16 protein-coding genes are annotated in these 21,803 nt (G+C 58.8%); 7 read left to right on the forward strand and 9 right to left on the reverse strand.

Annotation, left to right across the window (positions count from 1 at the left end; genetic code table 11):
- The first annotated feature begins 112 nt into the window (after positions 1-112).
- Complete coding sequence (locus tag L0Y14_RS08505) at positions 113-2,716, forward strand: methyl-accepting chemotaxis protein (protein WP_240991571.1); 2,604 nt, start codon at positions 113-115, stop codon at positions 2,714-2,716.
- A 41-nt stretch (positions 2,717-2,757) separates the two neighbouring features.
- On the opposite strand, the gene L0Y14_RS08510 is transcribed toward L0Y14_RS08505, so the two are convergent.
- The 4 genes from L0Y14_RS08510 to lptF all read right to left on the reverse strand — a co-directional run bounded on the left by L0Y14_RS08510 (position 2,758) and on the right by lptF (position 6,440).
- The gene (locus L0Y14_RS08510; RefSeq protein WP_006473842.1) at positions 2,758-3,180 is read right to left on the reverse strand and encodes a hypothetical protein; all 423 of its coding nucleotides are present in this window, start codon (positions 3,178-3,180) and stop codon (positions 2,758-2,760) included.
- Positions 3,181-3,261: 81 nt separating this feature from the next.
- Positions 3,262-4,149, reverse strand: coding sequence for a MotY family protein (locus L0Y14_RS08515; protein ID WP_006473841.1), 888 nt, complete (start codon positions 4,147-4,149; stop codon positions 3,262-3,264).
- A gap of 120 nt (positions 4,150-4,269) precedes the next feature.
- Positions 4,270-5,334 (reverse strand): LPS export ABC transporter permease LptG, encoded by a 1,065-nt coding sequence (gene lptG, locus L0Y14_RS08520; RefSeq protein ID WP_006473840.1) that lies wholly within the window; start codon positions 5,332-5,334, stop codon positions 4,270-4,272.
- A complete protein-coding gene (gene lptF, locus L0Y14_RS08525) occupies positions 5,331-6,440 on the reverse strand; it encodes an LPS export ABC transporter permease LptF (RefSeq protein WP_006473839.1) in 1,110 nt (369 codons plus the stop codon). Before lptF ends, lptG begins: the two co-directional genes overlap by 4 nt.
- 176 nt (positions 6,441-6,616) lie before the next feature.
- Between lptF and L0Y14_RS08530 the strand changes: the two genes are divergently transcribed.
- From L0Y14_RS08530 to L0Y14_RS08545, 4 genes are read left to right on the forward strand one after another with little or no spacing between them, the layout of a single operon-like run.
- Positions 6,617-8,116 carry a leucyl aminopeptidase gene (locus L0Y14_RS08530; protein WP_006473838.1) on the forward strand — a complete coding sequence of 500 codons (1,500 nt, stop codon included), beginning with the start codon at positions 6,617-6,619 and terminating at the stop codon, positions 8,114-8,116.
- A gap of 32 nt (positions 8,117-8,148) precedes the next feature.
- A complete protein-coding gene (locus L0Y14_RS08535; RefSeq protein WP_006473837.1) occupies positions 8,149-8,580 on the forward strand; it encodes a DNA polymerase III subunit chi in 432 nt (143 codons plus the stop codon).
- Positions 8,577-8,939, forward strand: a complete 363-nt coding sequence (locus L0Y14_RS08540) for a hypothetical protein (protein WP_006473836.1) — start codon at positions 8,577-8,579, stop codon at positions 8,937-8,939. Before L0Y14_RS08535 ends, L0Y14_RS08540 begins: the two co-directional genes overlap by 4 nt.
- A gap of 29 nt (positions 8,940-8,968) precedes the next feature.
- On the forward strand, positions 8,969-9,451 hold the full coding sequence (locus L0Y14_RS08545; protein WP_005959939.1) for a cupin domain-containing protein: 483 nt from the start codon (positions 8,969-8,971) through the stop codon (positions 9,449-9,451).
- A gap of 86 nt (positions 9,452-9,537) precedes the next feature.
- On the opposite strand, the gene L0Y14_RS08550 is transcribed toward L0Y14_RS08545, so the two are convergent.
- From L0Y14_RS08550 to L0Y14_RS08560, 3 genes are all read right to left on the reverse strand, one after another.
- Complete coding sequence (locus L0Y14_RS08550; RefSeq protein WP_040818682.1) at positions 9,538-10,437, reverse strand: polysaccharide deacetylase family protein; 900 nt, start codon at positions 10,435-10,437, stop codon at positions 9,538-9,540.
- Positions 10,434-11,747 (reverse strand): prephenate-dependent tRNA uridine(34) hydroxylase TrhP, encoded by a 1,314-nt coding sequence (gene trhP / locus L0Y14_RS08555; protein WP_039959720.1) that lies wholly within the window; start codon positions 11,745-11,747, stop codon positions 10,434-10,436. Before trhP ends, L0Y14_RS08550 begins: the two co-directional genes overlap by 4 nt.
- Before the next feature lie 67 nt (positions 11,748-11,814).
- On the reverse strand, positions 11,815-12,945 hold the full coding sequence (locus tag L0Y14_RS08560) for a ChaN family lipoprotein (RefSeq protein WP_240991570.1): 1,131 nt from the start codon (positions 12,943-12,945) through the stop codon (positions 11,815-11,817).
- 85 nt (positions 12,946-13,030) lie between these two features.
- Here L0Y14_RS08560 and L0Y14_RS08565 point away from each other — a divergent pair, with 85 nt between their 5' ends.
- Positions 13,031-15,160 (forward strand): M1 family metallopeptidase, encoded by a 2,130-nt coding sequence (locus L0Y14_RS08565; protein WP_240991569.1) that lies wholly within the window; start codon positions 13,031-13,033, stop codon positions 15,158-15,160.
- A 45-nt stretch (positions 15,161-15,205) separates the two neighbouring features.
- Positions 15,206-16,195 (forward strand): endonuclease/exonuclease/phosphatase family protein, encoded by a 990-nt coding sequence (locus tag L0Y14_RS08570; RefSeq protein WP_006473831.1) that lies wholly within the window; start codon positions 15,206-15,208, stop codon positions 16,193-16,195.
- Between the two features lie 121 nt (positions 16,196-16,316).
- Here L0Y14_RS08570 and L0Y14_RS08575 read toward each other — a convergent pair whose 3' ends face one another.
- Both L0Y14_RS08575 and L0Y14_RS08580 read right to left on the reverse strand, forming a co-directional pair.
- Positions 16,317-18,176: a 3'-5' exonuclease gene (locus L0Y14_RS08575; RefSeq protein WP_005959948.1), complete on the reverse strand. Its 1,860-nt coding sequence runs from the start codon at positions 18,174-18,176 to the stop codon at positions 16,317-16,319.
- Positions 18,177-18,244: 68 nt separating this feature from the next.
- Positions 18,245-21,136, reverse strand: coding sequence for a DEAD/DEAH box helicase family protein (locus L0Y14_RS08580; protein ID WP_006473829.1), 2,892 nt, complete (start codon positions 21,134-21,136; stop codon positions 18,245-18,247).
- Between the last annotated feature and the right edge of the window lie 667 nt (positions 21,137-21,803).

Below are 21,803 nucleotides of genomic sequence, written 5' to 3' on the forward strand. Positions count from 1 at the left end.
CAAAAAACGCCAATTAAAGAATCATCAAGGGGAGTCGATACACGGCAAGAGCGTCATTCTTATATACTCAAACCGCATGGAGTCTGGCGGTGATAACACTGCGGGGAAAACCATGTTAATGGTGATCAACAACCTCTCCATTCGACACAAACTCTTCAGTGCCTTTGGCCTTGTCCTTATCGTTCTGGTAATCCAGGGAAGCAGTGCGATCAGCAGCCTTTCGGGCGTGCACGATCAGGTCAACCAGGTAGTCAACCATGCCCAGCCCGCCGTGCTACGCTCGATGGAGATCGCCACCAGCCTGCAGCGCACCAGCTCAGCTCTAGGCTTCTACCTGCTGAGCAAAGAGCCCCAACACAAGGCCGCCTATCAGGAGGGGCTAACCAAGGTCACTGAGTTATTGCAGGCACTGCGAAAGCTTCCGGCCATCCAGAACGACCCAGCCAGCATCCAGCTGGTCGCTGCGATCACATCGGATATCGTCAAATTCAAAGGGTTTCGCGAAAGAATGCTCACCCTGGCCCAGAGTGATAACGAAAACATCCCGGCCATCGCCTACGCCAGCGAACACATCAACCCCATATTTCGTGAAATGATCCAGCAACTCGGCCAGATGATCCTTGCCGAAGAGTCGGAGGATGCCAGCGAAGAGCGCAAGGCATTCCTGGCCGAAATCAATGCCCTCAGATTCAGCTGGGCCAACCTGAATAACGAACTGCGCCTCTATCTTGCGTTCCGCACCTCGTCCGCCCTCGATAACCTGAAGATCTATACCGAAAGGGTGCTCCAACAGACCGAGGCCCTCGCTGAGTCAGGAGATCTGCTCAATTTTGAGCAGGAGGAAGCCTACGCAAACTTCAGCGCTAGTCTGCCAATGTTCCTGGAAAACCTGGAGCAACTGGTGGAACTCCACGGCAGTGACCGCTGGCGTTCCGATGCCTACCTGATACGTTCCAAACTGACCCCCCTGCTGAACCACATCAACAGCTCGATCGAGCAGCTGATCACCCACCAGCGCCAGGCTATCGACACGGCCCAGCAGGAGACCACCACGATCTACGAAGAGAGCCGACTTAGCTTTCTGCTGCTCGGCCTGCTGGTAGTAATCTTGGTAGCGCTACTTGCCTGGTTGCTTGCCAACAACATCACCCGCCCACTAATGCGCGCTGTCGGGATCGCCAACGGCATCGCCAAAGGCAATCTCGATAACCGCATCGATACCAGCCGGCAGGATGAGACCGGTGCTCTGCTCAAATCCCTCAATACCATGCAGGCCGATCTGCGCAAGCGGATCGAACAAGAGCAGCAGATCGCCGCGGAGAATCTGCGCATCCGCTACGCGCTGGACCACGTCTCCAGCCCGGTCACCGTCTCCAATGACCAGAACAAGCTGATCTACATCAATCAAGCCGCAATCAGTCTATTTGAAACCATGGCGCCTCAGCTGCGAGAGCAAGTGCCTGAATTTGACCATCGACAGATGATCGGCAGCTCACTCAGCAGTCTGTTTACCGACTCCGCCCTGGTGAAGGCCTATCAATCCCGCCTCGACACTCAACAGCAGTACGACACCGAAATCACCGGCCACAAGCTGCACCTGATCGCCTCGCCAGTCTACGATGATCAGGGCGAATATCGCGGCCGGGTCACCCAGTGGGTGGACCGAACCGATCAGATCCTGGTCGAAGAGCAGATCGACGCCCTGGTGGAGGCCGCCGGTCGCGGCGATCTGCAGCAGCGCATCGACCTGACCGGCAAAAGCGGTTTCCTGCTGCAACTCGGCACCGGTTTCAACAAACTGATGGAGCAGCTCTCCAACGTTTTCAGCGACATCGAGCGCGCAATGAGCAAGATGGCCAAGGGCGATCTCACCCACTCGATCAACGGCGAATACCAGGGCACATTCGGCACCGTCAAAGAGGACGTAAACCAGACCCTGGACAATCTGCAACAGGTGATCAGGGAACTCCACACCTCCACCGACATGATCGCCGCGCAGTCGGCTGATATCACCCGTGACAACTCGGCACTTTCGAGCCGCACCGAACAGCAGGCCTCCTCCCTGGAAGAGACCGCCTCCAGCATGGAGGAGCTCACCAGCACCGTGCGCAACAACGCCAACAATGCACAACAGGCCAACCAGCTGGCTGCCAGCGCCCGGCAACACGCTGAAGAGGGAGGAAAGGTTGTCAGCGAGGCGATTCAGGCGATGCAGGAGATCAACACCGCCTCCAACCGCATTGCAGAGATTATCGGCGTGATCGACGAGATCGCCTTTCAGACTAACCTGCTGGCACTCAACGCCTCGGTGGAGGCAGCCCGCGCTGGAGAACAGGGCCGAGGATTTGCCGTTGTCGCTATGGAGGTGCGCAACCTTGCCTCCCGCTCTGCTACCGCGGCAAAGGAGATCAAGACGCTGATCCAGGATTCAGTCGAAAAAGTACAGAGTGGTTCTGAACTGGTAAACCGCTCAGGCTCCACGCTGGAAGACATCCTTGGCGGGGTAAAAAAGGTTGGCGACATCATTGCGGAGATCGCCACCGCCAGCCAGCAACAGGCATCGGGAATCGATCAGATTAACCATGCTGTCACCAACATGGACGCCATGACCCAACAGAACGCCTCGCTAGCGGAACAGACATCCAGCGCCTCTGCCGCCATGAAGCAGAAGGCCCTGGATATGCAGCAGCGGATCGGATTCTTCCGCATCCAGTAATCCTGAGGGGGCCGGGTTACACAGGCAAAGGTCGGCGAACCTCACTCGTCAGGGTCCAGCCGTTCCAGGCGTCTGCGATGGAACAGGGAATAGTAGCGAACATCGCCAGTCGCATGGGAGATCCAACCTGACAGAATCACAACCAGGACCACCAGCCAGGGTGCCCACTCAGGCCAGAGCGTCGCCCCATAGAGCAACAACAGCTTCAGCATGATCACATGACCACGCAACTGCAGCAGCCAGATGCCGTTGGCATAGATGAAGAGCAGACTGAGCAACAGGCCGCTGACCAGGGTCAGCCAGAGAAAGGATTTCCATAGATCCCCCTCGGCAGCATAGAAAAAGCCACCGCCGATACCGGCAATGCCAACCAGATGCAGGGTACGCAGCGTGATATTGATCCAGCGATGTCCCGGCAGATAACGCGACTGCGCAGGAAACAGCCAAAATAACCGACTCCCCATGTCAACCTCCCAGAAAAGGGAGCATTGTGCTTGAGCACACGGCAGATGCAAACCGTCCGGCAAGGTTATCCTGCCGCGCCCCTATTTGCTCAGGAGAATCGCCACCCGGCGGTTTTTCGCGCGGGCCTTTTGGCTGCGGCTACGGACCTTAGGACGGGACTCCCCGTAGTGGAAGGTTGCCAGTCTTGCTTGCTCCACCCCCTGTTCGACCAGATAGGCTTTGACCGCCATGGCACGACGCTCAGAGAGCTTCAGATTATATTTTCTGCGCCCCTGATCATCGGCATGGCCTTCAATGCGCACCGATTTCACCCGCTCATCCCGATTAAGGTAATCGGCCAGCTCCTTGAGTAGTGCCTTGGCGGACGCATCCAGATCGTGCAAGTTAAGCGCAAACCGAACCTCGCTATAGCGATAGTCAGCAAACCCCTTCTCCGGCAACGCCTTCAAGCACTTGCGAAACTCCAGATAGGGACGTTGAAAATTGACCGGTGAGAGCCGTAGCTGCACCTGCTTGCGTTTATCATCCCAATCGGTGAAACCAATGCTGCCAATCTGCCCTTTTGCAAGGGATGCAAGCAACCAGGAAGCTGGCTGTCGCTGTAGTAGCACCGGTCTCAACCCAGGCTCAATCTGCAGTGTCTGCACCAGAGGATCAGGCGTGCCCGGCTCCCAGCTGGGGGAGATCTCCCACATCTCTGCACTCCCCTTTCTCGGAACCGGCTGATAGCTGTCGATCAAAAAATGGAACTTCTCACCGGCAATCTGTAGAAAGCGTGCAACTCCAAACCCAGGGATCTCATGTTTCAGTTCACAACTGATCTGGCTGCTGACAAACGCCCACTCCGCATAGTTCACCTCCGCCATATAGATGACATCATCTACCGGCGCGGCATGCGGCCTGCTGACCACAGCAACCAGCAGGATCAGGAGAAACAATCTGTAGAGTGAATTTAGTCGTTGTTGCATCAACTGATGGTGACCTTACATGCATTCCAGCCCTGCTAACCTATATCGGTTAGGGATGCACTTTCTTTATCCGGGCACCAACTCGCACGAAGGGAGAGAGAAACAGCCAGTACGCCAGACTCAGGTGACGCGGCGGAAAAACAACAGCGCCACCAACAGGAACAACAGCGTGGGGAAGGCCGCGGTAAACAGGGCATTGAACTCGTAGACTACGCCAAGGTAAGTGAAGACTCGGTTGAACATGAAGAACAGCGTACCGACCACCGCACCAGTAAAAACCCGCTGACCAATCCCGACACTGCGCAGCGGGCCAAACACGAACGGGATGCTGAGAAACAGCATCACCAGCGTCACTAGCGGCACCACCAGCTTGCTCCAGAACGCCACCTCATACTGGGCCGCACTCAGGCCGTTCTGCTTGAGAAACGCCACATAGGCCCAGAGATCCCAGGCCGGCAGCATATGGGGTTGCACCGTCACCACATCCAACAACTCCGGCTCCAACAGGCCGGGCCAGCGCAGCCCCGCCAGCTTCTGGCTGAAGATCTTCTGCTCCCAGAAGTCACTCTGCGCCAGATCCTGCAACTCCCACTCTCCATCGATCAGCACCGCCCGTCTGGCATGGGTGATGCGCCGCATCGAGTGGTCCGGGTCGTACTCATAAATATAGACATCAGCGAGACTCGAATCGGGCAGAAAAGCGCGGATATTGATATAAGTATCCCCATCCCGGGACCAGAAACCATAGCGCGTCTGCAGCGCGACCTGGCTCGACAACGCTTCCATCTTCATGCGCTGGGCTCGTTGCTCGCTCAACGGTGCCAGCATCTCGCCCACCGCCACCACCACCACCAGCAACACCAGACCGGTCTTCAGCACCGAGCCGACGATACGCGACACTGATACCCCAGCCGCCCGCATCGCGACCAGTTCAGAACTGCTGGCCAGTGACCCCAACCCGATCAGACTGCCAAGCAGGGTGGCAACCGGAAATACCTCATAGGCAAAACGCGGCAGGATCAGCCCCACATAGCTGAACGCCATGGCGGTGGTATAGGCTCCCTTGCCCACCTCCTCGAGCTCATTGACCAAGGAGAAGAAGGCGATCAGCACCAACACCAGGCTGAGTGTCAGCAGCATACCGAAAGCGACCGCACGGCCGATGTAGCGATCGAGCAGATTCATCCTGTCTTACGTCCCCTGAGACGCCGCCGCCAACGTCGATACCAAACCTGCTCCGGCAGCATCAGTGCCAGCGCCAGCAGCGCGGTGCAGACGTGCACCCACCACATGCCGAGCCAGCTAGGGATCTTGCCATCCACCATCCAGTTTTGTGAGGCTCCCTGCAGGCTCAGGTAGAGCGCATAGATCAGAAATGCCAGCAGGATCCGTCCGGACGGACCTTGCCTGGGCAGAGAACGGCTCAGCGGCAGACTCAGTAGAGTAAATACCAACACCGCCAGCACCGGCGCCAGTCGCTTTTGGAATTCGGCACGAAAACGAATCTCATCTGCTGCCAGCAACATCAGCGTTGGCAGACTACTGCGGGAGCGGACGCCCACCGCCGGCGGTGCCTCACCGATACGCAGAGCATAAGAGGCAAATTCACTCACGGTGTAATCGGCCTGCCCAGGCTCTCCCTGGTAGCGAAAGCCCTTCTCCAGCACCAGATAGCGGAAACCGCTCTCTGGATCCACCCGTTGATAGCCTTCAGCCGCGCTGATCACATCAAGATTGCCGTTATGGCGGTGCTGCGCAAAGATCTTGTGCATGCGGCGACCATCTGCAGAAAATGACTCCACATAGAACACCAGGTTGCCACGACTGTACTCATTGAAACGCCCCGGAGAGACCCCCGCCAGGGCGCTCGTCTGTCCTTTTTGGGCCGCAATAATCTCCGCCTTCAGACGAGTCCCCCAAGGTTCCACCACCATCGACAACCAAGCCACCAGCAGCGCCATCGGCACCGCCGCCATCAGGATCGGTCGAAACACCCGCCAGCCACCCACACCGCAGGCCTGCAGCGCGATCATCTCGCTATCCCGATGCATGCGTCCCACCGCATAGAGCACAGCAAAGAAAAAGGCCGGTGGAATCAGCCGTGCCTGAAAACGCACCATCTGCAGACCGAGCAGCTTAAACACCACATCCTGATTAAACTCGCCCACTGCCACCTGCTTGAGAAAGGCGACAAAACTCTGGCTGAGCATAATCAACAGCAGCACCAGCAGGATCGCAAACAGCGCCTTGAACACCTCCAGCAGCAGATAGCGGTCGATTCGGGAAATCACAGGGCGATGGTAAAACGGTAATGATTCGGTAGACTACGCGTCATATTGGCTTTCCGGGATTGGCCCCGCGGGCAATATGCTCAAGGGGGTAGACCAGAGGCTCCCCAAGCCGCCTATCCTACCGGATTCCTCCGCAGGATATGAGCAGAAGACGAACAAATAGAGGCCTGATCCGAATGGAATACAGCATTAAATCGGGAGACCCCACCAAACAGCGTACCGCCTGCCTGGTGATCGGGGTGCACTCACGGCGCCAACTCACCCCACCGGCGAAGCTGATCGACAAAGCCAGCAAAGGCTATCTCAGCCAGCTGCTGAAACGGGGCGAGATGGATGGCGACGCCGGCCAGCAACTGATGCTGTTCGATGTACCCGGTATCCAAGCGGAGCGTCTGCTGTTGGTGGGACTCGGCAAGGCTCGGGAGTTCGACCTGAAGGCCTACCGCAAGACGATCAGCGGTGTGGTCAAAACCCTCGACAAGGGACAGGCCAGCAACGCCATCTGCTGCCTGAGCGACCTGACACTCAACGACGCCTCGCTCTACCAGGCGGTGCGCGATGGGGTGATCGCTGCAGAGGAGGCCCTCTACCACTTCGACCAACTCAAAAGCGACGCCAAAAAGAACCCCCGCCCGCTGAAACGCCTCACCCTCTTCCTCAACGACCGGCGCTACACCAAAAAAGCCCAGCGGGCCCTGGCCCACGGCCAAGCCATCGCCAACGGCATGACCCTTGCCAAAGATCTGGCGAACCTCCCCGGCAACATCTGCACCCCCAGCCACCTCGCCGCGCAGGCCCAAAAACTGGGGCGCGGCAATACCAAGCTGAAGGTGCAGATCCTCGAAGAGAGACGCATGGAAGCGCTCGGCATGGGGGCGCTGCTCTCGGTCAGCCGCGGCAGCCGCCAGCCAGCCAAGCTGATCATCATCGAATATAAGGGCGGCAAGAGCGGCAGCAAGCCGGTGGTGCTGGTCGGCAAAGGGCTCACCTTCGACGCCGGCGGCATCTCCCTCAAGCCTGCCGCCGCGATGGATGAGATGAAGTACGACATGTGCGGCGGCGCCAGCGTCATCGGCACCCTGCAAGCCTGTGCTGAGATGGAGCTGCCGCTGAACGTAATCGGCGTGGTGCCGGCCTCCGAGAACCTGCCCGACGGCGACGCCAACAAACCCGGCGACATCGTCACCAGCATGTCGGGCCAGACCATCGAGGTGCTCAATACCGACGCTGAGGGAAGACTGATCCTGTGCGACGCCCTCACTTACTGCGAACGCTTCAAGCCGGCGGTAATTATCGACATCGCCACCCTCACCGGCGCCTGCATCGTTGCCCTGGGCAAACACACCTCAGGACTGCTGGCCAACAACGATGCCCTGGCCGACGAGGTGCTGGCCGCCGGCACCCATAGCGGTGACCGCGCTTGGCGGCTGCCACTGTGGGACGACTACCAGCCACAGCTCGACAGCAACTTTGCCGACATGGCCAATATCGGCGGAAAAGAGGCGGGCACCATCACCGCCGCCTGCTTTCTCTCGCGCTTCACCAAAAAACTCAAGTGGGCCCACCTCGACATCGCCGGAACTGCCTGGCTGAGCGGCGCCAAAAAAGGCGCCACCGGTCGCCCGGTCCCCCTGTTGAGCCAGTTTCTGCTCAACCGGTGTAAACTGAGTGACTGACAACAGCAGCATTGCCCAATCCGGCCACGCCCATGACCCAGGTTGACTTCTACATCCTCGACGACAAGGCGCGCATCAACCGCTACAGCCTCGCCTGCCGGCTAACCGAGAAGATCTACCATCAGGGGCGCCGGGTTTTTATCCACACCGTTTCAGCCGACGAGGCACGCCACATGGAACGCCTGCTTTGGACCTTCCGCCAAGGCAGCTTCATCCCCCACGGCCTGCTCGGCAGCGCCGATGCCACCACCACGCCGGTAATCATCGGCAGCAGCGGCGATGCCGGCGAAGAGCAGGATGTGCTGATTAACCTGGCACCCGAGGTGCCCAACTTCTTCAGCCGCTTTTCACGGGTTGCCGAGCTGATCGACCGCGAACCCGAAGTAAAACGCAGTGGCCGGGAGCGATTTCGCTTCTACCGCAATCGGGGCTACCCCATGAACACCCATAATATCGACTTATGAACGACCAGAACCAGGATATTCCCCTGCTGAGCGATGTGGTGGAGCCGGAGACACTCCCCACCGAGCCGCCCCGGCTGGAGCAGAAAGCTACCACCGCCGAAGAGGCGGGGCCGCTGGGGCTGCCCGGCAACCCCACCCTGGTCGCTATCATTCGCGAGGGAGTCACATCACAGCTGATCCGGGAGTTGCGCCCGATTGTGCAGAATGCCATCGACGAGTCGATCGACATGGCGCTGGAAGAGGCGCGACGCATCCTCCACGAAGAGCTCGACACAAATCTGGAACAGCGCCTGCGCGAGCTAATCGAAGAGAAGATGGAGGAGCAGTTCAGTCGTCCAGAAGAGGACGAGAAAATCTGACTCGCCGGACCCCCAGAGCCAGGACCAGCGTGAAAAAACAGGAGATCATCGACGCCCTCGGTCTGGAGCCTCATCTGGAGGGTGGTTACTTCCGCCGCAGCTACCAGTCAGCCGGTGAGATCCAGACCCCCAACGGCCCGCGCCACCGTCTCACTTCAATCTACTACCTGCTCACCGACGACGCCCCTGTCGGGCATCTGCACCGCAATCGCTCCAACATCCTCCACTACTTCCACGCCGGTGCACCTCTGCGCTACACTCTCATCCAGCCGGATGGCCGGCTTGAGCAGCGAATTATGGGTACAGAGGTCAGCGCTGGTCAAACACCGCAGCTAATCGTCGAAGGTGGTTGCTGGAAAGCATCGGAGTTGATCGATGGCGAGTTCGCCCTGATCAGCGAGGCGGTCTCCCCCGGCTTCGACTATGCCGACATGGAGCTGGCCCGAGCCGAGGCGATCCGGCAGCGCTTCCCTGACTTGTGGGAACAGGTCCGCCACCTGATCAAAGCGTAGGAGCACTGCTTGCAGTGCGAAGCAAGCATCCGCTGGCACCCCCAGCATCGCGCCGCTAGCGGCGCTCCTACAGGCCCATTTCGAGATCACTCCAGCGGCAGACTCTGCATCGCCAGATAGCCGGGCCGCCCCGTCACCTCACCCCAGCCGACCTGATGGCGCGGCAGCTTTTCCCGATCGAGGGCATCATAGAGCTCCCCCAGCGTCAGGGGTTCATCACTAGAGCCTTTCCACATCACCAGCAGCTTCTCCATCAGCGACAGCTGGCTCAGCCCCTCGCACTCGGCCCGCAACGAATAGATGTGCCCATTGGGCAGCAGGTGACGACTCTCGGAGAAGATGAACTCGTGCAGATTATCCAGACTGATGCCGGGCTGGCCGATCAACTCATCGGCGGTCGGCAGGGTGGTGGGCAGCTGCACAACCCCGCTCTCCACCCCCTGCAGCACCGGCAGGAAGGCCGAGCGGCCCCGCGTGTCACTGGCAAAGCGCAAGCCCTGCCCGGCTTGCCACGCCAGCAGATGGGGATTGAGCTGCCAGCCCGGCGCGGCGCTGATCTGTGCCGCCTCACCCGTGATGTCTCGCAACACCTTGGCGGCACGATCCATCTGCTGCCGGGTCCAGCCAGCATCCGCATCGGCGGCATCCGCCAGCCACGCCAAGCGGTCATCACAGGCGATACCCACCTCATGCCCCGCCGCAGAGACAGAACGGATCAGATCCGCTGCCCTGTTGGCAATCACCGGCGGGGACGTAAACAGCCGGGCCAAACCGACCTTGGGCAGGTCGAGCGGGGCGGTACGTCGCCGATACCCCCATTGTTGCGGGTTGAACCACCGACCCCCTCCAACACTCGCACGGTCGGCGCCTAGTGAGAAAAAGAAACTGGCTCGCAGCTGATACTCATCGAATAACTTAAGCAGGCGTGGCACACCCTCCAGCGCGCCCTGCAGGGTCGCCACCTCGACTCTCAGGCCAATCTTCATGCACGGCTCTCCTGATCGAGAAACCGGCAGAGCAGGCCCAGCTCGGCCCCCTGCCCCGCCTCCAGCGGCAGCTGTACCCGCACCTTGTACCCCCCCCCCGGCGCTTCCTGCATCGGCCCACCATCCAGGTCGGTCATCTCCTCGAGTCGAAACCGCTGGTTACCCTGCGGGGTGAGCAACTCCACCTCATCCCCCAGTCGCAGTTTATTTTTGATGTCGAGCTCGACCCAACCATCAGTCGCCCCTCCGATCACCTCGGCGACAAACTGCTGGCGCGTTGTCTGGGAGCTGCCGAAGCGGTAGTTCTGCAGCTCCTGGCTCTCATGGCGCTGGTAGAAGCCGTCAGTGTAGCCACGGTTGGCGAGACTCTCCAGATCGGCCATCAGCTCAGGGCGGAATGGGCGGCCAGCGACGGCGTCATCGATCGCCTGACGGTAGACTTGGGTAGTGCGGGCGGTGTAGTAGTGGGACTTGGTGCGCCCCTCGATCTTCAGGCAGTCGATACCGATCTCCACCAGCCGCTGCACGTGCTCCACCGCGCGCAGATCCCTGGAGTTCATGATGTAGGTGCCGTGTTCATCCTCGAACACCGGCATCAGCTCGCCGGGGCGGCCCGGCTCCTCCAGATAGTAGATGCCATCCGCCGACGGGTGACGCGGCTGGCTAGTATCGGAGAGGCTCGGCGCGGCCACCGGCTGGCCCACCCCATACTCCCAGCGACAGGCGTTGGTGCAGGTGCCCTGGTTGGCATCGCGGTGGTTGAAGTAGCCGGAAAGCAGACAGCGCCCAGAGTAGGCGATGCAGAGCGCGCCATGCACGAAGACCTCGATTTCCATCTCGGGGCACGCCTGGCGGATCTCCGCCACATCCTCCAGCGACAGCTCCCGGGAGAGGATCACCCGGCTCAGCCCCTGCTGCTGCCAGAAGCGCACCGCCGCTGCATTCATGGTGTTGGCCTGCACCGAGAGGTGGATCGGCATCTCTGGCCAGCGCTCGCGCACCAGCAGGATCAAGCCGGGGTCGGACATGATCAGCGCATCTGGCCCCATCGCCACCACCGGTTCCATGTCGTCGATGAAGGTCTTCAGCTTGGCGCCGTGAGGCATGATATTGGCGGCGAGAAAGAACTGCTTGCCCAACGCGTGAGCCTCGTCGATGCCGATCTGCAGATTCTCCGGGCGGAAGTCGTTGTTGCGCACCCGCAGGCTGTAGCGCGGCAGGCCAGCGTAAACCGCATCGGCGCCGTAGGCGAAGGCGTAGCGCTGGTTCTTGATGGTCCCCGCCGGGGAGAGTAGTTCAGGTCGCTTCATGGATAAAAGGGTCGTGCCGATAAAGCGGCGCAGCATAGCACAGCGCCAGATCGGCAGGCTCCCTGGCTCAATGCAACTCCACTTCCAATGAGTGGGTCATCGTGCCGGTAAAAAAATTGTCCCGCTGAATCTCGACCTGCACCCGCTCTCCCGGGCTGTGCTCCATCAGCACAAAGCGAATGTCGGCATAGCTCGCCACCGGCTGTCCGGCGACACTGAGCAGCCGGTCGTCCTCTTGCACACCCGCCGCCTCTGCGCCGCTGCCATCAGAGAAGCCGCTGATCCTGACCGGTGACTCCTCGGTATCAAGATAGACACCCAGCAGACCACTGCGCGGCAGGGTCTGCTTGCGGGTCACCAGCATGTAGTCGCCCATTGTGGGATCGACGCCCGCCTCACCCAGCGGCAGCACCAGCGCCAAATCGCCGTCGATGCGTCGCTTCAGACGATTCGGGATGCCTGAGCCGTAGATGATATGCCCGGCCCCCGCCAGCACCACCATGCGGCTGCCAGGATGCGCGTTGAGCCAGCGAGCTGCGCACTCGGCCATGCCCTCATCCCACAACAGCTGCACCTCATAGAAGTGGTCGAAGTTGCGCTTTTCGGGATGGGCGTGATGCTGGAATATCTCATTCAGGCGAGCCTTGTAAGCATCGTCGCTGCGGTCGATCTGCTGTGGAATCCGGCTACGATCCACCTCGCCCAGGCTCTCTATGCCGCCTTTGGAGACCTTGCCGGTCAGCTCAGCCTCCAGATTGAGCGCGATCAGCGGGATGCCCTTCTCCCGCGCGAACTGGAAGATTGGTCGGTAGAGGCGGTAGTCGTAGCGCCAGCGTTCAAAATATTCGCTCTCCCGCACCAGGCCCTGCTCGTCAATCTCGCCAGCGATGAAACGATCCAGCACCGCCTGGAACGGCTGCTGGAAAAACTCCAGGCCGATCGCCATATCGGGGTTCTGCGCATACATCCCCTTGATCACCTCCAGCTGTGCCAGATGGTGATCGTAGCGGTCGTGGGTCTCGCCGACCAACACCACGCGCCGATCCCGCAGCTTCTCCAGCAACCCCGTCATGTCATCCAGAGCGGCCAGATCGAGCACACCGGCGCTGGTTGTCTGATCGCTCTCACTGCTCTCCTGTGCCTGCAAAGCAGTGCTCATCACTATCAAACCGAACACCAGCACTCTCACCATCTTCATAAACATCATTTGTCCTTCGACTGTTGCAACCCTTTAGTTTCGCGGTAATCTTCCAAGCCTGACTCACCACATGGGCTCTCCGACCTTGAAAAAACATCTCTGTTCCCTGCTTATCCTGCTGTTCTCGGCCAGCTGGGTTGAGGCCGCTATCATCGACCATCAGATAGAGATCCAACTCGATCCGGCAAGCGGCAGCTTGCAAGTCAGAGACCAGATCACCCTGCCCGCAGGCGTCGCCGCCGAATTCATCCTGCATGGGGCGTTGCAGGTGGAGATTCTAACCCCCGGCGCGACACTCTCCCAGCTCAGCAGCCAAGAGGGCGAGCTGCCGCTGACCCACTACCGGGTCAGCCTGCCGGAGAAACAGCGCCGTTTCACCCTCAAATATTCGGGGAAGATCGTGCACGACTTCAGCCAGCTGCAGGAGAGCCCAGGGCGTTCCCGCCAGCAGATGCGCGGCACCATCTCCGAGGACGGAGTCTTCCTCGACAACGGGGTCGCCTGGTATCCACTGTTTGGCGATCAACTGCAGAGCTTTTCCCTCCAGGTGGAGCTGCCCGACGGCTGGCTGGCGGTGAGCCAGGGCAACGGGCCTGAGACCAACGCAGAGAGGCAGATCCGCTGGCAGGCCAGCCAACCGCAAGACGACATCTACCTGATCGCCGCCCCTTTTCAGCTCTACCGAGAGCAGTCGCAGGGTGTTGAGGCCCAAGTCTATCTGCGCCAGCCCAACGCGGCGCTAGCACAGCGCTATCTCGAGGCGACACATCGCTATCTGGCGCTCTACAGTGAGCTACTCGGCCCCTACCCCTACCGCAAGTTCGCCCTGGTGGAGAACTTCTGGGAGAGCGGCTACGGCATGCCGTCGTTCACCCTGCTTGGGCCGCGGGTAATCCGCCTGCCGTTCATCATCCACACCTCCTACCCCCACGAGATCCTACACAACTGGTGGGGCAACGGCGTCTATGTGGAGTATGCCGGCGGCAACTGGAGCGAGGGACTAACCAGCTATCTGGCCGACCACGCCCTCAAGGAGCTGCACGGCAAAGGGGCCGAATACCGCCGCGCGGGGCTGCTGCGCTATGCCGACTTTGTGCGTTCCGGCAACGACTTCCCGCTCAGCCAGTTCCGCTCCCGCCACTCTGGGGCGAGCCAAGCGGTCGGCTACGACAAGAGCCTGATGCTGTTTCACATGCTGCGACGCAGCCTGGGTGACCACTCCTTCATCGAAGGGCTGCGCCGCTTCTATACCGACAACCGCTTTAAACAGGCCGGATACCAAGAGCTAAAACAGGCCTTCGAGAGTGTCAGCAAGCGGGATCTGGGGGAGTTTTTCGAGCAGTGGACCGGCCGTACCGGTGCCCCGCGGCTTGAGCTGCGCGATCTACAGCTCAGCTCTCAGAAGAACGGTAGCTACCTTCTCCAGGGGAAGGTTGTCCAGACCCAGCCAGAGCCGCTCTTCATCCTAGAGGCACCTATCCTGACCCATTTTGCCGACGGCGGCTCACGCCGCACCCGGCTGCTGATGAAACAGCGTGAGCAAGCATTTGAGCTCAAGCTCAGGCAACCACCGGTGCAGGTCGACCTGGATCCCTGGTATGACCTGTTTCGCCAGATCCTACCCGGTGAGGCACCACAGACCCTGAGCAAACTGTTCGGCAGTGAGGAGGCTCTGATCGTGCTTCCTGCCAACGCCCCGCAGTCGCTCAAATCTGCCTACCGGCAGCTCGCACAGCAGTGGGCAGCGGGCTATCCCGACATCGAGATCATTGCTGACGAGCAACTCACCACTCTGCCTAAGGATCGCCCTGTCTGGCTGCTGGGCTGGCACAACCGCTTCCTGCCACAGCTCAAGGCGCTGCTGCCAGCGGGACAGGCGCAGCTCAGCGATAACACAATCCGGCTGCAGTCAGAGCGCCTGCCCCGCGCCGGCAGCAGCCTTGCGCTGGCCTGCGCCACTCCGCAAGGCGGCACGATCGGCTGGGTTGCCAGCGACAATAGCAAGGCACTGGCCGGTCTAGCCCGCAAGCTGCCCCACTACGGCCGCTACAGCTTCGTCGGTTTCACCGGCAGCACGCCAGACAATCACCTCAAGGGGCAGTGGCAGGTTACAGACTCACCGCTAACGGTTATGCTCACCCCCGATGCCGCTGTGCACCACACTGCAGGGCCGCCAGCGTTGCTCGATCGATTGAAAAACAGACCCACAAAGTAGGCTCCTACCGCTGCGCTACACCCACCAACTTTGGAAGGAACCAAGATGATCAGAATTGCCACCTTTAACATCGAGAACCTCGATGGCAACCCGGATCAGCACAACCCGCAACTGGAAGCGCGCATCCCGGTCCTGAGGAGTAGCCTGAAACGTCTGCAGGCCGACATCCTCTGCCTGCAGGAGGTACACGGACAGGAGCTGCCAGGGCACACTGCGCATGATCCAAAACGCAACCTCTCCGCCCTCGACCGAGTGCTCGAGGGGACCGACTACGCCGGCTACGAGCGGGCCTTCACCCGAACCAGCAACGATGCTCCATATAACAAGCGCAACCTGGTGATCCTGTCGCGTTTCCCGATCACCCAGGTCCAGCAATATCGCAACGACCACATCGACAAACTGCAGTACCGCAAGGTCACTGCCCTACCCCCCGAACCAGAGGCCAGGGATCTACGATGGGAACGGCCGATCCTACATGCACAGATCGAGGTGCCCGAACTGGGCCAGCTGCACCTGATCAATCTGCATCTGAAATCCCGCCTGGCAACTAAAATCACGAATCAGACAGAAGGCTACTACGGCTGGAAGAGCGCAGCCGCCTGGGCCGAGGGCTACTTCCTCTCCTCGATCAAGCGGGTCGGACAAGCCCTGGAGACCAGAATCTTGCTCGACAAGCTGTTCGATCAGGAGCCGGCGGCCAACATCCTGGTCTGCGGCGATTTCAACGCAGAGCCAGGCGAGGTGCCAGTGGAGGCGATCGCCGGGCGGGTGGAGAACACCAACAACCCCGAGCTGCGTTCACGGGTGCTGATACCCTGCAGCCGCTCGATCCCCGACTCGGTACGATTCAGCCACTACCATCACGGCCAGGGCAACCTGCTCGACCACATGCTGATCTCCCAGTCCCTGCTGCCCCACTTCCAGGGCACCGAGATCCACAACGAAAACCTGCATGACGAGAGCCTGCCAGCCAGTAGCGACAGGAAATTTCCCGAATCGGATCATGCGGGGTTTGTTGCTGCCTTCGACTATTAAGAATCGACCCTGTTCCTGGCTAAAAAGGCCGCTGAAGAAACCACCCGTGGTAGCAGTCGATCCGACTTGGAAGGCAGCAACGACCGCAGGGGGTATCGAGATGGCGTATCTCGTCCAGATGCTAAGCCGCCGACACATCCAGTAACCTGCGGCTAAAGAGACTATCCGCAGAGGTCGTCACTAGCAGACACTCTTGTGCCCGTGTCATACCCACATAGAGCAGGCGGGCGTTCTGTGGTTGCCCCACCTGTTCGTCACCCAACTGGCCGATCCCCAACATGATGACGCGGGGAAACTCCAGCCCCTTACTGCTATGAATGGTCAGTACCGTAACCCGGTCGTCGCCCGGATCGTAGGTGCTCTTATACTGTTTGCTGCCCAGCCAGACGTGGGGGATGTCGGCCACCCGCAATTGTGCCGCCACCCCATGTCCCTGGTTCCCCGCAGCATACAGCACTGCCATATCGCGCCAGGGTACACCCTGCTGATGCCATTTTTTCAGACACTTGAGCGTGTAGTGGATCTCATCCGGCAGGCTGTCGAACCGGCGCACCACCGGCTCCGGTCCACTATTGCCTGCCGCCTCGGGCTCGATCAGGGGGATGTGGTCATCGTCTGCACTTTTCGGATCGAGGTAGTGGCTGGCGAAAGCGTAAGCAAAGCGGAGAATCTCACGAGTATTGCGGTAGTTGAGGCGTAAAATTGTGGTGCGTCCTTTTGCCTGGATGCCCACGCTGGAAAGACTGAAACCGAGGCCGGAGCCCTTTTTGTAGATCGACTGGGCATCGTCGTAGAGCAGCAACAGGGAGTTCCTTTCGGGGTCGACCATCTGTACCACGAGCTTCAGCCACTCCTCCTCAAAATCGTGGCCTTCATCGATCAACAGGGCACCGTACTGCCCCCTGGGGATATATCCTTTGTCGACCGCGTCGATCACGCTCTCCACCTCGCGCTCCCAGAAGGGCCTGTCCGACTCCAGCAGCTCCACATGGTAGCTCTTGAGTTGCTGGCCACACCAATCATGGAAGTGGTAGACCTGCACCTGCCCGCCAATCCCCTTGGCAGAGATAAAGGCTCTCAATTTGGCTGCGAGGGTAATGTTGAAGCAAAGTACCAGGATCGGCTTGCTCATCACCTGCGCCAAGTGCAAACAGCGATAACCCAGGATTAAGGTCTTGCCTGAACCCGCCACCCCGTGGATCACCCGGTGCCCCTCGCCCAAGCTGCGCGCCAACTGCTCCTGCTGGATATCCATGATCTTCACGATATCGGGCAGGGTCTGTTCCAGTGGTTGCGACTCCTCGTCCCCTTCGGTAAATAGGTCAGCCTGGCCACAGTCATCAATACGGATCTCAGGAAATAGGTGCCAGCGGATGCGGTCAATCTGCGGCAGGATTAGGGTGCCGCCAAACTGATAGTGGAACATTCCCCATAACTGTTCCTGGAATTTTTCGGCATCGGCGCTTTCGGTGATCTCGTCCTTGTAGATCATCAGATGATCCGGCAACAGCCCCTCGCGCATATCATCGGGGATTGCCTTCTCGATCTGCCTTCGGGTGATATTGGTGAACACAACACCCCAGCCATAAGGCATGATCAGATTGCCCTTATAGGCATCTGATGACTGACAGAGTTGAGAGTCGTGCGACAGCATCGCTACCACGTTATAAGTGTACTGCCGGGCCTGTTCCAAAGGATGTGGCTTGGTAACCAAACCAGCGTTTGTCAGCAAAGTCACATCAGATTTGCTGATCTTCTTCAGGGTCGCGGGCTTCCAGTCCTTCACCTCCAGAAACAACAACCCCCGCGAAGGATGTAAGATGATGAAATCGGGATAGCGACGCTTCTTGCCAACGGGAATGTCGTACCAAACCAGATAATCATCTTCCAGCAGATTCTGTAGGCGCCGTGCCACGCGCTTTTCCCCGGAGGTCATACGACCGAGGAGTTGCCGGTTCAGCGGGGGGATGATCTCTGCCATAGGTTGCCGCTATCCTCTTATTTTCAGTGCCCAATGATTCAGAAGTTCGAAACTCCCCTTCTTCCCGCTCATCCTTCTACCACTTCTCCCGGTGCAACCACCCCACGCAGACGCGCAAAGGGGCGCATTCCCTCTGTGGCATCAAAGTCTGCATAGTCGGGGTTGTTCGCCTGAAGATAGTAGTCACCATCGCCGCGTTTTCGCACCACTCGCAGGACATATTGGTCGTCGCCGCTCGCATCCTGTCGCTCTACAGCCATGATCTGGTTGCTGATCGAGCCAGCTTGGTCGGCGCTGACTAGCTCCAGCAACAGATAATCGCCATCGCGGATCGGGTTCTTGCCGCCGTCCATGGAGTTACCCGAGGCGCGGGCGATGAAGTGGCGGGAAGGATCGGCACGATAGTGCGTGGGGATTTTCACCAGGGTCTCGTTTTCGCCATCTGCGTCTTTGAAATGGCCGCAGGCGATCTTGAGGCTGGGGAAGAGTGGGAGCTCGTCCCAGACCACACCGGCCTCCACAGAGGCAGTTGGCGTCTTTACCTCGCTGGCTTTTGCGCCCTCCTGCTCCCGGTCCATATACATGGCCAGCTTGTAGTTCGCCAACTCCTGGACCATGGCGTGGAACAGATCACGATCTTCGACCGTCAGTTCAAAATTAGGCTTCAATCGATCCGCGTCCAGTTCAAAAAATGGCTTGCCCTGTTTCTTATTGCCGCCCACAAAGGCATTCACTGGATTGGAGTTCCAGTAAGTCAGCCATTGGCCAGATTTGGAAGCGAGAACCGCGGCTAGATTCTGAAAACGTGCTGGCAAATCCTTCCTCATCAATGGCGGGCGATGCAACAGAATCTCGGCGGAACGGATCGCCAGATTCTGGGTGGTCTGCGGGTGGATGAAGCCATCGAGCTCCAGTAGCGCCTCCAGCAGTACCATTTTGTACGACTTGGCCATGGCGGCCTTTTCGACTTCAAGGAAGTAGGGGCGATGGCGCTGCAGCACCCTTTGCTGTGCTTCGTCCAGCCCTCCACGATCTGCGACCAAGTCAAACCATGAACCAAATCTGCTCCTGATGTGTGTAAAGTTCACCCCGGCACGATACATCTCAACCGCACTCGGCTGCCGCTGCTCCACTGACTTCAGCAGCTCGTAGATATCAACAATCCCTTTGGGCAGAGTCTTGATCACTTCGTTTAGAAAGTCGATCACACCCAACTCATAGTTGGCATAACAGCCCTTGGGCAGTGGCAGATTGCCATTCTGTTGCCGCCGCAGAAATTCACGCAGGGAGGAGACTCCAAATAGGGACTCCGGCTTGTTCAGAAACGCCTTGTGATTACCGATGAAATCCAGTACCCGCAGATGATCCTTGCCGGGATGCAGCCGCAGGCCGCGTCCCAACTGCTGCAGGAACAGGATCTTCGACTCCGTCGGTCTGAGCATCATCACCGTATCGATAGCGGGCAGGTCGGTGCCCTCGTTGAACAGATCGACCGAGAAGATCACCTCCAGACTACCAGCCTCCAGTTGCTTTAATGCCGCATTACGCGGCATTGCCGACTTGGCGTGCACCGCCGCCGCTCGGATACCCGCACGAGAGAAATAGTCGGCCATAAACTCTGCGTGAGTACGAGAGACGCAGAATGCCAGGGTGCGACTCTGGCGTAGTTCCCGCCACACAGAAAGCGCATGTTTGGCGCGGGCGCGGGTCGCGAGTTTGTTGCTCAGATCACTGGGATCAAAGCGCCCGTTGCGCCAAGGGATCTCCGTATAATCGACGGCTTGGTCATGGATGCCGTGGTAGTGAAACGGACACAGCAGATCTGCGTTGATGCCCTCGACGAAATTCCGCTCAAACACCAGATTGTCATCACACAACGAAAGGATATCCGCCTGATCTGTGCGCTCCGGCGTGGCCGTCAGGCCGAGCATGAAACGAGGTTGGAAATAGTTGATCAAGCGACGATAGGTAGTGGAATCGGCATGATGAAACTCATCCACCACGAGATAATCAAAGCAGTCCGGCGCAAACTGCTGCAGGTGTTCATCCCGTCCCAGGGTCTGGACCGAGGCAAAGACAAAATCTGCCTCCCCCTCCTTCGCCTTGCCGGTGTAGTAACCGATGCTCGCGTCGAGGTGAATGCGGGAGAAGGTTGCTTCCGACTGCATCAGAATCTCTTCCCGGTGGGCAACGAATAGCACCCGCCTGGCCTTCACCTGCTGCACATCAAAGGCCGCCAGCCAAGTCTTGCCCAGACCAGTGGCCAACACCACCAACCCGCGCCGATAACCGGCACTCCGGGTGGCCTGTAATGCCAGCAGCGCCTCGGCCTGGATCTCGGTTGGCGTGGCTGGCAGCGGTTCCTCTTCCGGCTCACCGCTGACCATCTGCAATGACACCTTGCGCCGTGCTGCATAGCCGTCGATCCAGGCATGACAGAGTGGAAACACCCGCGAGTCGGAGAACAGCAACTCAAACTTGCCGATGATCTCCAGAAACTTCGCCGAATCCGCCGGGTAATCCACCCGTAGATTCCACTCCAGACCACGGGTCAGCGCCATGTTGGAGATATTGCTGGAGCCGACAAAGGCGCAACCAGCAAAGAGATCTTCACCGTTGCGACGCAGGAAGATATAGGACTTGATGTGAAAACTAGGATCGCCAGCCGTTGAGAACAATCGAACATCCGCGCCACGTTCCGCCAGCAGCATCAATCGCCGCAGCGCCTGGGGCTCGGTCACATCCAGATAGTCGGAGGTCAGTACCCGGATCACGGCGCGGCGATCCATCGCATCCTTCAGCGCATCGAAGATAAGTTCCAGGCCACTCTGGCGGATAAAGGCTACGGTGATATCGATCTCCGTAGCCTGGTTGATGGCACCAAGTAACTGTGGAAGAAACGGGTCTGATTTTCCGCCGGTGACTAACGCTCCATCTGATTGTTTTATTAATGCTGTCATCTATGCGGAAAGTCAGCTTATATTGCGCCCAGAGTGAAATTCATCATCAACCTTTATTAAGATACCAGGATTCCATTCAACCATCGTTCCAACTCCCATCCCGGCCTGCGGTCAGCCGTAACCCACAGATCCTTTATCTCTAACTTTTCTACCTCATCCACCAACGCCCTTATCTCTGTCTCATCTAGATCAGTGAATCAGCGGCCCTGTTTTTTATATTCACCACAACTAGCTTGAAAAACACCGCTACCCGATCCTACCGCAGGTTGCTTAAATCCAGGCAGTGAATTCACTTATCTATTGCGGATCACTATTCAAACAAATGGAGCCACCTCTTTACAAGATAGTGGCATCGGTTTTACCAAACAGTAGTGTCTATGTGCAGCTATTGGATCTTTCGCTCTTGATCCTCATCGTGTGGTCGACCGCACGTTTTAAATTTCAAAGCCTTCGCTCCCTGCTCTTGATGGGCCTTTAATCAACGGCTAACCGTATCAACATACCCCTTATGATTTCACCTATCCCGTACTGGTCATTCCTTTTTTCCGAAACTGTACCGCTTGGCGTCGTTTCTCTTCCAAGGCAGAAGACGGCAGTTAGCGTGCATCTATCTTGTCCATACATGTCATGGCCAAGTTAACAGATAAGATGAATTAAGGTCTCTGTC

This window comes from Candidatus Endoriftia persephonae, from assembly GCF_023733635.1.
GTDB classification, from domain to species: domain Bacteria; phylum Pseudomonadota; class Gammaproteobacteria; order Chromatiales; family Chromatiaceae; genus Endoriftia; species Endoriftia persephonae.